This window comes from Haemophilus sputorum HK 2154 (assembly GCF_000287615.1).
GTDB classification, from domain to species: Bacteria; Pseudomonadota; Gammaproteobacteria; order Enterobacterales; family Pasteurellaceae; genus Haemophilus_A; species Haemophilus_A sputorum.
On sequence record NZ_ALJP01000023.1, the window covers coordinates 111,688 to 128,456 of the forward strand.

13 protein-coding genes are annotated in these 16,769 nt (G+C 39.4%); 6 read left to right on the forward strand and 7 right to left on the reverse strand.

The features are described 5' to 3' along the window. Nucleotides 1-28 precede the first annotated feature (28 nt). The 7 genes from HMPREF1128_RS09720 to HMPREF1128_RS09750 all read right to left on the reverse strand — a co-directional run bounded on the left by HMPREF1128_RS09720 (nt 29) and on the right by HMPREF1128_RS09750 (nt 8,559). Nucleotides 29-361, reverse strand: coding sequence for a DUF413 domain-containing protein (locus HMPREF1128_RS09720; protein ID WP_007526857.1), 333 nt, complete (start codon nt 359-361; stop codon nt 29-31). Nucleotides 362-491: 130 nt separating this feature from the next. Continuing rightward, nucleotides 492-1,208: a DUF4184 family protein gene (locus HMPREF1128_RS09725; protein ID WP_007526781.1), complete on the reverse strand. Its 717-nt coding sequence runs from the start codon at nt 1,206-1,208 to the stop codon at nt 492-494. 86 nt (nt 1,209-1,294) lie between these two features. After that, entirely contained in the window at nt 1,295-2,830 is a 1,536-nt protein-coding gene (gene ddc / locus HMPREF1128_RS09730) for an L-2,4-diaminobutyrate decarboxylase (protein ID WP_007526962.1), read from the reverse strand. 97 nt (nt 2,831-2,927) lie between these two features. Further along, on the reverse strand, nt 2,928-4,292 hold the full coding sequence (locus HMPREF1128_RS09735; protein WP_007526646.1) for a diaminobutyrate--2-oxoglutarate transaminase: 1,365 nt from the start codon (nt 4,290-4,292) through the stop codon (nt 2,928-2,930). Between the two features lie 341 nt (nt 4,293-4,633). After that, complete coding sequence (gene proS / locus HMPREF1128_RS09740; RefSeq protein ID WP_007526926.1) at nt 4,634-6,349, reverse strand: proline--tRNA ligase; 1,716 nt, start codon at nt 6,347-6,349, stop codon at nt 4,634-4,636. 116 nt (nt 6,350-6,465) lie between these two features. Continuing rightward, on the reverse strand, nt 6,466-7,308 hold the full coding sequence (locus tag HMPREF1128_RS09745; RefSeq protein WP_007526843.1) for a glycosyltransferase family 8 protein: 843 nt from the start codon (nt 7,306-7,308) through the stop codon (nt 6,466-6,468). 57 nt (nt 7,309-7,365) lie between these two features. Next, on the reverse strand, nt 7,366-8,559 hold the full coding sequence (locus tag HMPREF1128_RS09750; protein ID WP_007526967.1) for a cupin domain-containing protein: 1,194 nt from the start codon (nt 8,557-8,559) through the stop codon (nt 7,366-7,368). A 193-nt stretch (nt 8,560-8,752) separates the two neighbouring features. Between HMPREF1128_RS09750 and HMPREF1128_RS09755 the strand changes: the two genes are divergently transcribed. From HMPREF1128_RS09755 to HMPREF1128_RS09780, 6 genes are all read left to right on the forward strand, one after another. Continuing rightward, entirely contained in the window at nt 8,753-9,049 is a 297-nt protein-coding gene (locus tag HMPREF1128_RS09755; RefSeq protein ID WP_007526642.1) for a Bor family protein, read from the forward strand. Between the two features lie 11 nt (nt 9,050-9,060). Beyond that, entirely contained in the window at nt 9,061-9,351 is a 291-nt protein-coding gene (locus tag HMPREF1128_RS09760) for a Bor family protein (protein ID WP_007526801.1), read from the forward strand. A 141-nt stretch (nt 9,352-9,492) separates the two neighbouring features. Further along, nucleotides 9,493-10,866 (forward strand): DUF4026 domain-containing protein, encoded by a 1,374-nt coding sequence (locus HMPREF1128_RS09765; RefSeq protein WP_007526667.1) that lies wholly within the window; start codon nt 9,493-9,495, stop codon nt 10,864-10,866. Nucleotides 10,867-11,053: 187 nt separating this feature from the next. Then, nucleotides 11,054-14,746: a methionine synthase gene (metH, locus tag HMPREF1128_RS09770; RefSeq protein WP_007526821.1), complete on the forward strand. Its 3,693-nt coding sequence runs from the start codon at nt 11,054-11,056 to the stop codon at nt 14,744-14,746. Between the two features lie 54 nt (nt 14,747-14,800). Further along, nucleotides 14,801-16,024: an AAA family ATPase gene (locus HMPREF1128_RS09775; protein ID WP_007526703.1), complete on the forward strand. Its 1,224-nt coding sequence runs from the start codon at nt 14,801-14,803 to the stop codon at nt 16,022-16,024. Continuing rightward, nucleotides 16,025-16,684, forward strand: coding sequence for an HNH endonuclease (locus tag HMPREF1128_RS09780; RefSeq protein WP_007526789.1), 660 nt, complete (start codon nt 16,025-16,027; stop codon nt 16,682-16,684). It abuts the gene before it with no gap. The last annotated feature ends 85 nt before the right edge of the window (nt 16,685-16,769 follow it).

A 16,769-nucleotide genomic window follows, 5' to 3' on the forward strand; every position in this document is an offset into this window, starting at 1 on the left:
TCTGATAGCAGAGGGGTAGAGATTAGGACTATTCTGTCGCGCTGAAATCATCGCCGGCATCGCTGCCTGCATTGCCTGAAAGGGTATAAATACGTTTGGTTTTAGTCGTTAAAGAACGATATTTTAACCAAGATTTCTCAATAATGCTTTGGGCAATTTCATCACCTTTCATCACAGCAACAAAGCGTTCTTCTTCTTGAGTTACCGGCTTACGCTCGCCTAATTCTAATGCTAAACACGCTTGACCGAATTGCTCTAAAGTTTGTGCTTCACGGATAGTAAAATCGCCGTGGCGAGAGAAACCGCGTGGATAGTTTTTATCATCAAAATAACGACGGGTAACACTAAAACTTTCTGCCATAATATGCCTCTTATTTTTACTTGAAATTGCCAAAAGAAAATTAACGCTCTATTAAAGCAAACCGCTAACGAATATGCAAGATTTAATGCAACAAGCGGTCGATTCTCATCAATTTTTTACAAAAAAACCTTCAAATTTGACCGCTTGTCATTCGAAATTTATGAGGAATACTCACAATAAATAGCGCCATAACAAAGCAATCCACAGCACGTACAATCCAAATTCCATGTTGTTTTAATGGAATAAAATCCATCATATTCCAACCAACAAAAGTAACACTAGATAACACGAAAGTTAGCAACCAAAATTGGCTTTTTTGGCGAGTTGTTTGCGTGCTAGTATGAGGATAACGTTTCGCCGTCGTCCGCAAATACCACGCAATACAAACCAATCCTAAAACAGTTCCGCCATACTGACACCACTTATACATTGGAATATAAAATTCTTGTTGTAAAAATGGCAACGCACGAACGAAAGTGCCTGATCCATGCGTGAAGTTATCTAAGAAAATGTGCGACAACATACCTACCCAAGCGGAAAAGAGAAAAATCAGTAGCCATAACCACAGGGGACGACGAGGTGAATCAGGCAAACGGTGCGACCAACGTTGAGGCAAATTAGCCCAAAGTGGCACTTTTAATACCGCAACATAGATCGCATAAAAGCATAAGCAAAGCGGTAAATTCAGCCACTCGCTATGAAAAATCGTATGCCCGCCATCTGCCGGCTTTCCTGATAAATAGTAAATAAAATCAGGCGACATTGAGCCCAAAACTAATGCTGGAAAATGAAAATATCGATGAGAAAGAGGCAAAATAATTGCAGGATGTGCAAGTGTAAATGGCATAGCAATTCAGATTGTTACGAGAATAAATTAACCGCTTGTATAAATTCTCTCATACAAGCGGTTATTTTTAGAGGCTAATTTACCAATTAGTCAATCGGGGGTACATAGGTGCCGTTTGCAATCGCATCTTTAATGCGGTTTGCTTCAGCTAAGACTTGAGCCAACAATGCTTTTACGTTTTCAAGCGTAGCAATCGGGCTTAATGTCGTCATTTTCAGGGATTGCTTATCGCCAACTTTAGTAACACCAATATTCGCTTCGCCACGGGCAAAAAGTTCATCCGCCACATTTTGGTTTAAGGCATCTAAAAATTCTGCTGGATAGCCTTTTGGCACTACACGGAATAGCACTGATGCGAACTGCGTTGGCACGAGCATTTCTAACTCTTCGGCTTCATTGATATAACCTTCTACTTCTTTGGTCAATTTGACACCATGGTCAATCATTGAAGCGTAGAGTTCTTCGCCTAATGCTTCCACGGTAAACCATAATTTTAAGGCATCAAAACGACGCGTTGTTTGTAGAGATTTTGCCACTAAGTTTGGTACGCCGTGCTCTTCATCATATTCTGAATTAAGATAATCTGCTTTGTAATCAATAAAACGATAGTTCGCTTGATCTTTAAGCAAGAATGCTCCACAAGAAATGGTTTGGAAGAAGTGCTTGTGGAAATCAAGTGTAATTGAATCTGTTAGCTCAATGCCATCTAAGAAATGACGGAATTCTTTAGAAAGCAATAACGCACCGCCCCAAGCGGCATCAACGTGTAACCATGCTTGGTATTCATCAGCCAGTTTTCGAATCGCTTTTAGATCATCAATCGCACCCGCATCGGTGGTGCCTGCCGTCGCCACAATACAAGCAACTATTTTACCTTCTGCTTTTAATTGCGCCAAAGTTTGTTCAAGCGCATTGACATCCATTTGTGCATTGGCATTCGATGGCAAAGTAACCACAGATTGGAAGCCCATTCCCATCATTGCCATATTTTTTTGCACAGAAAAATGCGCATTCTCTGAACAAATGACTTTAACTTTCTTCATGGCATCAACGGGAATACCATCACGTTGCACCGACCATTCTGAACCATCTTCATTTTTCCAGTGATTCGCAATCGCCCAATCGCGAGCTAATAATATGCCCATTAAGTTAGACTGTGTACCGCCCGAGGTAAACACCCCAGAAGTACCTTGTCCATAGCCTACTTTTTGGCGTAACCAATCAATCAAATGCTCTTCCATAATTGAACCTGCTGGGCTTTGATCCCAAGAGTCCATAGATTGGTTCGTGGCATTGATTAACACTTCCGCAATTTGGCTAGTAACCATCGTTGGGCAATGTAAATGCGCTAATGAATGGGGATGATGTACTTTTAAACTTGGATTTAAGAAAATTTCAACGAGGTGATCCAGCGCATTTTCTACGCCTACGCCAGCTTGGCTTGGTTTGAATCCATCAATCAAAGCACGCATTTGTTTGATTGAGCCACCCGTGTACATTTTGTCGTTTTTTAACCAATTTGAGACCGCTTGCACGGCTTTATTCATCGCATTTTCATAGTCTTTAATCGACTGCTCATCGCGACAAAAAAGGGATTGTTTATGTTGTTTAAGGTCTGACATAGCCATTCTTTCCTAAAAAATTCCCCTCTTTGACAAAGAGGGGGAATACAAGCGGTCAAATTTCGCAAAACATTTGCAAAATCTGGACCGCTCTTGATTAACCACGTACGGCTTTTAATGCATCTACAACAGATTGTTTAAAGCGTTTAATAAACTCTTCACATTCTGCTTGATTGATGTTTACCGCACAAAGTACACGCACAACGTTACCGCCACGTCCGCCGCGCTCTAACAATAATTTATTATTAAAGCAGGCTTTTTGGATAGCGACCGCAAGTTCGCCATCTTGTGGGTATGCGCCTGTTGCATCTTTGGCTTGACGTTCATCAACAATATCAATCCCCATCATTAAGCCTTTACCACGCACGTTACCGATACATGGGTATTCTTTGCTTAATTCGCGTAATGCGTTGGTTAAGTACTCGCCACGTTCTTTAGCATTTTGCGCTAAGTTTTCATTACGCATGATTTTTAGTGAAGCATAACCTGTTGCCATCGCTAATTGGTTACCACGGAAAGTACCAGTATGACCTGCTGGTTGCCAAGCATCAAATTCTTTTTTGATTGCAAGCACGGCTAATGGCAAGCTACCGCCTACCGCTTTTGACATCACAACGATATCAGGTTGAATGCCCGCATGTTCAAACGCAAACATTTTTCCTGAACGGCAGAAGCCCGCTTGCACTTCATCTACAATCATTAAAATGCCATGTTTTTGGGTTACTTCACGGACTTTTTGTAAGAAGCTAATTGGCGCTGGCACAACACCACCTTCGCCTTGAATCGCTTCTAAAATTACCGCAGCTGGTTTTACTACACCGCTTTCAACATCTTCAATAAAGTGTTCAAAATAATGTTCAACGGCTTTTGCACCAGCTTCACCACCAATGCCAAATGGACAACGGTATTCGTGCGGATAAGGTAAGAATTGCACGCCTGGCATTAAGTTTTGCACGGCATTTTTCGCACCTAAGTTACCCGTTAGTGATAATGCGCCATGAGTCATACCATGGAAACCGCCAGAGAACGCAATTACGTTACCGCGGCCAGTATAAGTTTTCGCTAATTTAATTGCCGCTTCATTTGCATCTGCGCCTGATGGGCCGGTGAATTGTAAAATGTATTCATCTTTCGGGAAGAACGACAATAATTCTTCAGTGAATGCATCTTTTAATGGGGTCGTTAAATCCAGTGTGTGTAAAGGCAAACCGCTATCTAACACATCACGAATCGCCTGCATTAACACAGGGTGGTTATGCCCTAATGCTAAGGTGCCAGCACCGGCTAAGAAATCAAGGTATTTGTTGCCTTCAACGTCAGTAACCCAGCAGCCTTCTGCTTTTTCATAAGCAAAAGGTAATTTACGCGGATAGCTACGAACGTTTGATTCCATTGCATCTTGGCGATCTAAAAAGTGTTTATTGGAAGCAAGAATTGCTTTTACAGGAGTGGTAATTGTCATTGATTAAAACCTTCTAAAAGAGGTGAAAAAAATAAGTCGGGTGCCTTGCGGGAAGCCTAAACTTTCTGTTTCTAAAAAACAGACGCCATGGGGCATTTGACTCGCTACTTATTAAAAAAAGCGTTTCAGCTTTTTTGTTTTTACCCTAATTGCCCAAAGAGGTTGGCTAGGTTGGAAACAGTTTGATGTAGGGCTACATCAGAACGGGCTTATTGTACATTTTTACTGCAAAATAGAAAGAAAATTCTACCGCTTGTCGCACAAGTGGGCGAATTCTAGGCAAACGTTTGCTGTCAATTTAAAAAATAACCCGCAGAAATCTGCGGGCTATTCTTGATAACTTAGGCTTTCACATTTTCTTTTAAAAACGCTAATAAAGCTTCTTTTGCAATCATCTGTTTTTCACCTGTACGGCGGTTTTTATATTCAATCTCGCCGTTATCAAGGTTTTTCTCACCAATTACTACCATATGTGGCACGCCAATAAGTTCCATATCAGCAAACATCACACCCGGACGCTCTTTACGATCATCGAAAATTACATCCACACCTTGTGCTTTTAAGGTTTTATACAGATCTTCTGCAAAAGCTTGGACTTTTTCAGATTTGTGCATATTCATCGGCACAATCGCCACTGTAAATGGTGCAATTTCATCTGATGGCCAAATAATACCGCGCTCATCGTGATGTTGCTCAATTGCAGAAGCCACAACACGGGTAACACCAATACCATAACAACCCATCGTCATAACAAGCGGTTTACCATCTTCACCTTGTACAGTCGCTTTCATTGCTTCAGAATATTTTTTTCCTAATTGGAAAATATGACCAACTTCAATACCGCGTTTGATTTGTAATACACCTTTGCCATCTGGGCTTGGGTCGCCTTCAACTACATTACGTAAGTCGAAAGTTTCTGGCATTGCCACATCACGTTCCCAGTTTACGTTGAAGTAATGTTTGCCATCCACGTTTGCACCACAGCTGAAATCTGACATCAATGCCACGCTACGATCAATAATCGCAGGAATGGGAAGATTAACCACCCCTAATGAACCAACACTGGCGCCAATTTTTGCTTTGATTTCAGCTTCGTCTGCAAACTCAAATGGATCAGCAACTAATGGGTGTTTTTGTGCTTTAATTTCGTTTAATTCATGGTCGCCACGAATCACTAAAGCAACAAGCGGTTGATTTTCATCAGCGCCTTTCACAATAAGGGTTTTAACCGTTTTTTCAATTGGTAAATTGAATTGTTCGACTAATTCTGCAATCGTTTTTGCGTTTGGCGTATCGACTAACTCCATTGCAGCTGTTGGCGCTTGACGCTCACCTACTGCCACAGCTTCAGCTAACTCAATGTTTGCTGCAAAATCAGATTCTGTTGAGAACACCACATCATCTTCACCGCTTGAAGCTAACACTTGGAACTCGTGTGAAGCTGAACCCCCGATTGAACCCGTATCCGCTTGTACTGCACGGAAATCTAATCCTAAACGGTTGAAAATATTGCTATAAACTTGATACATCACATCATAAGTTTCTTGCAAACTTTCTTGGGTAGTGTGGAAAGAATACGCATCTTTCATAATAAATTCGCGAGAACGCATTACCCCAAAACGTGGGCGAACTTCATCACGGAATTTAGTTTGGATTTGGTATAAATTCAGTGGTAATTGTTTATATGAAGACACTTCTCTGCGCACTAAATCAGTAATCACTTCTTCGTGAGTTGGGCCTAATACGAAATCACGGTTGCCACGATCAACAAAACGTAATAATTCTGGGCCATATTGCTCCCAGCGACCAGATTCTTGCCAAAGCTCAGCAGGTTGTACAACTGGCATTAACACTTCAATCGCACCACCTTTGTTCATCTCTTCACGGATAATATTTTCCACTTTTTTCAACACTTTAATCCCTGTTGGCAACCAGTTATATAAGCCTGATGCCATTGGGCGGATCATCCCTGCACGCAACATTAGCTGGTGGCTTACCACTTGTGCATCATTCGGGGTCTCTTTAAGCGTTGAAAATAAATACTGACTTGTACGCATTGTTTTTCCTATTTCGTAAATTTCGATTCAAAATGGCGCTATTTTAAAACAAAAAGCGGCCAGATTCTTAAAGAATTTTGCAAATTCTTCCTAAAATCTAACCGCTTGTTAAACATCTAGTCGGAGATTTTTAGTGTGATCGTTCCTATTGGAAGGTTAACAATATCATCCCAAGAGGCTGAATCATATATTCTAAATAATGGAACAACCTTTTTTACACATTCATAATCTATATATACAGGCCCTAGTGGCTTAGCTGCACCTGTAAAATGAATAATAGCAGGATTTACTTTTTGTTCTTTATTGTATAATTTCATATTGGCTAATTGGAAATTATACTCTTGGGATAATGAAACCCAATTATCTTTAAAATAAAAGTTTAATAAATCCTGATCTCCAAATAAAATCTTATCTTTCAATTCATTAGCCAAACTAAGTAAATCAGAAGTAAATGAAGCATAATTGCCTGATTGTAATTTATTTTTATTTAAATAAAGTACACCAGCATTAAAATAATCTTGATTGACATAAGAATGACCTAGTGAATTAACATAAGGATCAGAAACTGCACCAAGAGCATAATTTTCAAAATTATACAGATAAAATGGACGCGTGACATCTCCATTAATGACAATATCACAATCTAAATAAATCCAATAAGGGCTTTCACTATATTGAAACAGCGATGGAATATAAAAACGCAAATAAGTCGTTGTGGAAATATAAGTACTAGGATTGAACGACGCCAAATGATTTTCATCAAAATAAACTAATTTTAATGTGCTATTTCTTTTTTCAAAATAAGGCTTTAATCTATCCCCCCATTCAGGGCTAACATCACCAGTATACATAATAAAAACAGATAAATTCTGATTATGTGCTAGCAGTGATTTTAGCGTAACTTCAACATACCGAAGATAATTTGCATCTGTAGCTAAAACTACATTGATTTTTGACATTGAATTTCCTTAGTTTTAAGTTCTCAAAATATATGTGTATTTATTTGAAATAATAATTTATTCCGCTTCTTCTAGCACTAACCAACCTTGATCTAACCAATCACAAAGGGTATCTAGAAGTAATTCCAGCTCTTCTTGATCTTTTGCTTTAGAGGCCAATTTATTCCACGAAACCGAATCGCCGTTCGCAATGCGAATCAGCAAGTTCATTTCAGCTTCGTTCAGCTCATCAATCCACTCGCCATTCACGTAAACACGTTTCGGGTTCTCGGTATAAAGCATTTTCACATTGGCATCTTGTTGCACCCAACCGCCAGATTCTAATACTTCTTGCACTTCATCTGGATAATACTCTTCTTCCTCTTGCAGCTGTTCGTAACGACGGCTACTTACCGCTTTGGCAACGGCTTGTTCAAAGAGTGAATCAAATTGGTCAGATTCTTGCAACAAGTTAATCAATTGACGTTTTAAGGTCGCGACCATTTTCGGATCAAGCTGGGCATTCGGCTGTACATTTGGTGAAAGACGGAATGGAATATGGAATTCAGACACCCCAGCACTTTCTTGTTGTTGGGCTAAATTCTCGGTTAATTTCTCTAATAAATCTGCCGCATTCGGGAAACGTAAGCCGAATGAGAAAGTTAAAGAATCGCTTTCTGATACACCATAATGCGCCATACGAGAAGGAATATAGAGTACATCGCCTGGCTGCATGATTTCATCCACCACTAAATCGCCCATATCATCGAAAATACGGATAGGTTGATTTGGTTGGAATTCAGTAGAAGGATCACACCATTTACCCACTTGCCAGCGGCGTTCACCATAACCTTGCACTAAAAATACATCGTATTCATCGTAGTGCTTACCAACCGTGCCACCTTTTGGCGAGCAAGACACCATAATGTCATCACGCTGCCATTGTGGGATAAAGCCAAATGCTTGCCAAAGTTCACCTAATTCTGTTGACCATTGTTCAAGGTTTTGCACCATGACTGACCATTGCGCAGGTAAGTTTTGCAAATCTTCCGCCTCGAGCGGGCTGCGTTTAACCGACCATTGTCCGTCTTCGCATTGAATTAAACGAGCAGTTACATCCTCTTCTTGCGCCAAATCTAAAATATCTTCTGGCTCAAACAAACCGATAATTTGCGGCAAGCCTTGGCGAATAAGAAGCGGTCGTTTTTGCCAATAATTTTGCAAAAAGTCATGCGGCGAAATGTGTTCAGGTAAACAGAATGGAATGATCATAAAGCGTTCCTTCTTGGTCTTGTGTTGCAATTAGCCCTATTCTAGCGAGGTTTTAGCAATAATTCACGGAAAGATTGATAAAAGTGTGGAGTAGTTCTCAAAAATGATATTAAACCGCCAGTCTTGCTTGACAAAACCGAGCGTTACCGCTGTAATTGAAGTGAAATTTCCACCTAAAATAAATGAGGTCTTTATGAAAAAACTCGCAGTAGCCGCAAGTGCAGCAGTATTACTTGCCGGATTAGCTGGCTGTTCCACACAAACTTATATTGTGTCTAATCAAACAGCTTCGCAAACCGCAAGCTATGACAAAATGCAACATTTCTTTGTTGGGGGAATTGGTCAGCAATCTGAAAAAGATACCAAGGAAGTATGTCCTAACGGTAGTGTCGCAAAAGTACAAACTCAGCAAACCTTCTTAAATGGTTTCTTGGGTCTTATCTCTTATGGCATCTATTCACCACGTGATATGAGAATTTATTGCAAATAAGGAGTAATACGATGAAAAAATTTTTAGCAACACTATTAGCGGGTACAACATTATTACTTTCTGCTTGTTCAACACAAACCGCTTATGTAAAAAGCCCAGCAGGTAAATTAACCTATGAAGACAGCCAAACATTCTTCTTATTTGGTATCGGTCAAGAAAAAACAGTTAATGCCGTTGAAGTTTGTGGTGGTGAAGCAAAAATTGCAAAAGTTGAAAGTGAATTAACTGCACCAAACGTTTTATTAGGACTCGTGACATTAGGTATTTATACACCTCGTACTGCTCGCGTTTACTGCCAATAATTTAAAAACTTAAAAAAGGCTAACGATATAAATTTTATACGTTGGCCTTTTTTATTGAATGTTTGACACGTTTTATGCTGATACCTATCATGCTTCCCAAAATTGATTGATTTTTGAAATAGATTAAACAAAGGAATCACTATGCTCTCTTCTCAATTTTTACAAGAATATCCTGAGTATCAACAATTAAAAGATCAGGAATTCCAACTCCCTAGTGTTTATTCAGCAGCAGTAAAGCAATATGTCGAATATCCCACTTGTGAATTAATCGAAAACCGTTTACAAAAAGTCTTGCTACGAGATGATGTTGAGCAAATCCTACAAGTCACACAAAATGAAGATCAATCATTTAAGGTTGCGTTAGCAGGCGATGAAATAAGTTATTTATTTCGTATTGAATTTAAACATAACCTTCACCCTGACGCGTGGTCTTATGAAGCAGCAGAATACCGTCAACGTTATTTATTAGAAGATGAGCGAATGGAAATGCAACAAAGCCCACAAATTGTTGAATGCCTAGCTTATTTAGATTTAAATGCACCACAACAAGACACCATGATTCAACTTGCTGTATTAGATGCCGTAGCTGGCGAATGTTATGCAGTTGTTGATGAGATTTCGTCTGTCTTTTTTGGGGGAACTTGGTTGGCTGAAATGGCGATCTCTTATACGCCGCCAAATCCTGAAGTGAACTATATTATTCATGCCGTTAGCCCTGAAAACCCTGAAGAAGGCTACTGGTTACACACGCATGGTTTACTGAAATACGGTTTACCTGAGTTAGAAATTCTACAAGTTAAACAAAATAATATTTACATTTGCCAGTATCTCATTCAAACGTTAGCGTTACAGTTAATTGATAACCCTGAACTCTGGCTAGAAGAAAAATGCTGTTTAGCACGTTCTGAACAAGAAGAAATTTGGGTAAGTTTCATGCCTTGGCAACAAGCCATTACTTCCGATTTATTAGTGAAGAAAAAAGGGTTATTCCGTAAAAAAGTGTTGCCTTTTAATGGCGATATCCGTGATCGTGATGATGAAATGCACGATGCACCTTCTATCGTACTGTTTGCCAATATCAACGATCAAGTTTGTGCATTGAATGATTATGGCGATACATTAGATGATGAGACACATATTGTTCGCGCATTGCCAAATAGTGAAACTATCAGAATGTCTGCATTAGCCCAAGAAAAATTTGCACTTTATCAGCAATGTTTTCAAGCTAATCCGCCTGAAGTCGATAAATGGCACTATATTATTAAATTTGCTTGTACTTCTGAACAAACCGGGGCAACAGAACATATGTGGTTTGAAGTGCTAAGCATTGAAGATAAAGGCATTCAAGCAAAACTCGCAAATACACCATTTGAAATCCCTGAAATGCAAATGGATGAAATCTATTTCATGCCATCTGAGCAAATCACAGATTGGATTATTTACAGCACACCACTAAAAACTGCAATTACACCAGATTCAGTTTTTGAATTAAGAAGATATTTGAATCGCCACTAGCATGGAAAAACAAGCATTCATCGACTGAGCAAGACGATGTGTTTATTATCCATAATTTAAAAACTCTTGAAATAAGGCTAACGATATAGATTTTATGCGTTAGCCTTTTTTATGGAATAATTGACACTCTCTGTGCTTATACCTATCATTCTCCCCAATATTGATTGATTTTCTAAAAGAGCAAACTATGTCACATAATCAAACCGAATTACTGAAAAAATCCCTCGCTGAACGCATCCTTATTTTAGATGGTGCGATGGGAACGATGATCCAAAAATACAAACTCACCGAGGCTGATTTTAGAGGCGAGCGTTTTAAAGAAAGTGCGGTTGATTTACGTGGCAATAATGACTTGCTCACCTTAACCCAACCGCTGTTAATTTCTGCCATTCATGAGAAATATTTACAAGCGGGCGCCGATATTATTGAAACCAATACTTTCAGTTCTACCACCATTGCACAAGCGGATTATGACTTACAAGCGGTCGCTTTTGAGTTAAATTTTGCAGGTGCAAGATTAGCGCGTTTAGCCGCTGATAAATACAGCACACCAGAAAAACCTCGCTTTGTGGCAGGTGTGTTAGGGCCAACTAACCGCACCGCCTCTATTTCTCCTGACGTAAACGACCCAGGTTTCCGTAATGTGACGTTTATGGAATTGGTCGATGCCTATGCCCAAGCAACAAAAGGCTTGATCGAAGGTGGTGCGGATTTAATCATGATCGAAACCATTTTCGATACGTTAAACGCAAAAGCCGCCATTTTCGCCATTGAAAGCGTATTTGAAGAATTAGCTGTAGAATTGCCGATTATGATTTCAGGCACCATTACCGATGCTTCAGGCCGTACCCTTTCAGGGCAAACCACCGAAGCGTTCTACAACTCACTTCGCCACGCTAAACCACTGACTTTTGGTTTGAACTGTGCGCTCGGCCCGAAAGAACTCCGCCAGTATGTTGAACAACTCTCTAAAATCAGCGAAACCTATGTGTCTGTCCACCCAAATGCGGGCTTGCCCAATGCCTTTGGTGGCTACGATTTGGGTGCAGAAGAGATGGCGGCACACCTTAAAGAATGGGCTGAAAGTGGCTTTGTGAACATTGTCGGGGGTTGTTGTGGTACGACGCCAGAACATATCAAAGCCTTTGCCGATGCAATGCAAGGTATTGCGCCGCGTAAATTGCCTGAAATTAAAACTGCGATGCGTTTATCGGGCTTAGAACCTCTCAATATTGATGATGAAAGCCTATTCGTGAACGTGGGCGAACGTAATAACGTGACAGGTTCGGCAAAATTTAAGCGCTTAATTAAAGAAGACAAATTTGCCGAAGCCATTGAAATTGCTATCGACCAAGTGGAAAACGGCGCGCAAGTGATCGATGTGAACATGGACGAAGCCTTATTAGACGGCAAAAAATGTATGACCCGTTTCCTCAATATTATGGCGACCGAGCCTGATGCGGCAAGAGTGCCAGTGATGATCGACTCGTCTAAATGGGAAGTGATTGAGGCAGGTTTACAGTCGGTTCAAGGTAAACCGATTGTGAACTCGATCTCGTTGAAAGAAGGCGAAGAAATTTTTATTGAACACGCTAAATTGGTGCGTAAATATGGTGCCGCTGTAGTTGTGATGGCATTTGACGAAGTGGGTCAAGCCGATACCGAAGATCGCAAAGTTGAAATTTGTAGCCGTGCTTATGACATTTTGGTGAACCAAGTCGGCTTCCCACCAGAAGATATTATTTTCGACCCGAATATTTTTGCCATCGGTACAGGGATTGAAGAGCACAATAACTACGGTGTGGATTTCATCAACGCTACAGGCCGTATTAAACGCGCGTTACCACATGCGAAAATCTCGGGCGGGGTGTCTAATGTTTCTTTCTCATTCCGTGGTAACAACGTGATGCGTGAAGCCATTCACGCCGTCTTCCTCTATCACGCCATCAAACAAGGCATGGATATGGGGATTGTGAATGCGGGACAACTCGCAATTTATGACGATCTCGATCCTGAACTACGTGAAATTGTGGAAGATGCGGTATTAAACCGCAGCCCAGATGCCACCGAAAAATTACTCGATATTGCGGAAAAATATCGTAACCAAGGCAACGATGAAAGTGCGGTCGATTCTGTCGCAGAATGGCGTACTTGGCCAGTGGAAGAACGTTTAAAACACGCGCTGGTGAAAGGGATTACCACTTACATTGTGGAAGATACGGAAGAAGCTCGCCAAACATTGCCAAGCCCGTTAGATGTAATTGAAGGTCCGTTGATGGCGGGCATGGACGTAGTCGGCGATTTATTCGGTGACGGTAAAATGTTCCTCCCACAAGTAGTGAAATCTGCGCGCGTGATGAAACAATCCGTGGCGTATTTAGAGCCGTTTATCAACGCCACCAAACAAAAAGGCTCAAGCAACGGTAAAGTGGTGATTGCGACCGTAAAAGGCGACGTACACGATATTGGTAAAAACATCGTAAGCGTAGTAATGCAATGTAATAACTTTGAAGTGATTGACTTAGGTGTGATGGTGCCGGCAGACAAAATCATTCAAACCGCTATTGATGAAAAAGCGGACATTATTGCATTAAGTGGTTTAATTACCCCTTCTCTAGACGAGATGGAATACTTCTTAGGAGAAATGACTCGCTTAGGTTTGAATTTGCCAGTGATGATTGGCGGTGCGACCACCTCTAAAGAACATACGGCAATTAAACTTTATCCCAAATATAAAGAACACGGCGTATTTTATACCTCTAACGCTTCCCGCGCAGTGACGGTATGTGCGACATTGATGAACCCTGAAAGCCGTGCAGAATTATGGGAACAGTTTAAAAAGGATTATGAGAAAATTCAGCAATCTTTCTCTAACCGTAAACCACTTCGTAAGCAACTGAGCATTGAAGAAGCACGTGCAAACCGCTTTGATGGCTTTAGTGGTGAATGGGCAGATTACGTGCCGCCTAAACCAAACCAAATCGGTATTGTGGAATTTAAAAACGTACCGATTGCCGAGCTGCGTAAATTTATCGACTGGTCGCCATTCTTCCGCATTTGGGGCTTAATGGGAGGTTACCCTGACGCCTTTGATTATCCAGAAGGTGGCGAAGAAGCACGCAAAGTGTGGAACGATGCACAAGTGGTATTGGATGAATTAGAACAAAACCACAAACTCAACCCAAGCGGTATTTTAGGCATCTTCCCTGCGGAACGTGTAGGCGATGATGTGGTGCTTTTCGCTAATGAGGAACGCACAAAACCTATTGGCACCGCTTACGGCTTACGCCAACAAACCGAACGTGGCAAAAATAGCAAAAGCCCGTTTAACTTTGCCTTAAGCGACTTTATTGCCGATCGCGAAAGTGGCAAAAAAGACTGGATGGGTATGTTTGCCGTCTGTGCCGGTATTGAAGAAATGGAGTTAGTAGAAGGCTATAAAGCAGCAGGCGATGACTACAACGCTATCTTGCTACAAGCTGTGGGCGACCGCTTAGCCGAAGCCATGGCTGAATACCTGCACTTTGAGCTACGCACCCGCATTTGGGGCTACACGCAAGAAGAATTCGATAACCAAGGCTTAATCAATGAAAACTATGTTGGCATCCGACCTGCACCAGGTTATCCAAGCTGCCCTGAACATACCGAAAAAGCCTTGATTTGGGATTTATTAGAAGTCGAACAACGCATCGGTATGAAACTCACCGAAAGCTACGCCATGTGGCCGGCAGCTTCCGTCTGCGGTTGGTACTTCACCCACCCTGCAAGTAACTATTTCACACTTGGTCGCATTGATGAAGACCAAGCTCAAGATTATGCCAAACGTAAAGGTTGGGATGAAAGAGAAATGATGAAGTGGTTGGGGGTGGCGATGAAGTGAAATTTATTCTAGAAAAAATAATTATGTAATTTTACTAAAATTAAGGTTAATACAATGAAATATATACACAATATATCTGGAAAAATTGAGCATCTCGACTATGAAATAAACATTGATTTAAATGGTAAAAACTTAATTCTTGTTGGAGCTAATGGAGTCGGAAAAACATCAATATTAAATTCAATTTATAAAGCTATTACTATAGAGCTAGAAAAAAACAACTCTCAAATAGAGAATTTGAAATCCTCCTTAGCTTATTATAAATGCAATATAAAAAATTATCCTGAAGGATCAAATGAATATATAGACGTATTAAGTTCAATACAACGTTGTGAAAGAAGACTAAAAGAGTTTAATTTACCATTAACGCTTTCAATTCCTAATATAAGCGATTTTATTAGAGATTTTAATACAAAAAAAGCAATCAATTCTAATTTTTCCGCATACAGAACAAGTAGAATTCAAGCGACATCTTCATCAACATCTTTAGAGGAGGAGAAGAAAACTTCTCTTAATCTAGAATATGTGGGTTCTACATTAGAACAACATCTTTTGAATATAAGAGTCACTAAATCATTACTTATGACAGAGGCTAAAGATCATGTAAAAGCTAATAAATTCTCACAATGGTTTGATAATTTTGAGTGCCAGTTAAAATATCTTTTTGAAGATAATGACACAAAATTAGAGTTTGATGTTTCATCAATGAAATTCTATATTATTCAAAGAAATAAGAAATTTACATTTCAAAATCTCTCATCTGGCTATCAAGCCATTTTTGACATTTATGCGGATCTGTTAATGAGAACCGAACTGTTTGATATAACTCCAGATGAATTAACTGGTGTTGTACTAATTGATGAAATAGATGCCCATTTACATATATCTTTACAGAAGATAATTTTACCTTTTTTCATTAACTCCTTTCCAAAGGTTCAATTTATTGTAAGCACACATTCTCCATTTGTAATTAGCTCTAGTTCTAATACAGTAATTTATGATTTAACAACACAAGAACTTATTACAAACAATATAACATATTATTCAAATGATGCTATTGTGAAAGGATTGTTTCATGTAAATACAACTCATAGCATAGAACTCCAGAATATAATCGATGAACTGAAAGAAGTTATAGATTCAGATATTAATGACTCGAATAAATTAAGAGAACATATAAAAAAGCTAGAACCATTTAAAGAAAGCTTAACTAATTCAGCGAAAGTAATCCTATTATTAGCAGAAAACAAGGTTCTAGATATAGAGGAGAATAGATAAATGTTTTTTGTTAAAAGGGATCCACAAGTACCTAATAGTTTATCAAACACTAGAAAAGATTATCGTACTGACGAGGTTGTTAAAAAGTTAAATAAAATGTTTTTTGGTAAATGTTATTTATGTGAAAAAGATAACATCTCAGATATTGAAGTTGAACATCTCATACCACATCAGAACAATGAAAATTTAAAATATGATTGGAATAATCTATTTTATTCTTGTTCTAGATGTAACAGTATAAAAGGCATAAAAGAGAAAATTTTGGATTGTACAAATATTGATGCAGGTAAAGCAATAGAATTACGTTGCCCTTCATCTGATTCGGATCCAGTAATCGTTAGTTTAGGTTTGCTTAATGAAAACGAAGAAATATTAGCGACAAAAAAATTATTAGAAGAATGTTACAACAGTCGCTCTACTGGAATTAGAGGTATAAGCAGACAAGCTCTCATTGATGAAATAATTAAACATTATGCATGTTGGTTAGACCTTAAACTCAAATTACGGAACAATCTTCTCTCAACTAGAGAAGAAAAAGAAATTCTAGAAAAACTAGAGAAAATGTGCCAATCAAATTATCCTTTTTCGGCTTTTTGGAAGTGGCATATTTATCGCGATAATGTTTTAAAGGATAAAATTTCCATTTTTAATGAAGAATAAAATAATTTACCACTATGGCACACATTTCCCTATGTGTGCCTAATTTCACTAAAAAACACTCCAAAAACTCACCACACTTTTTATT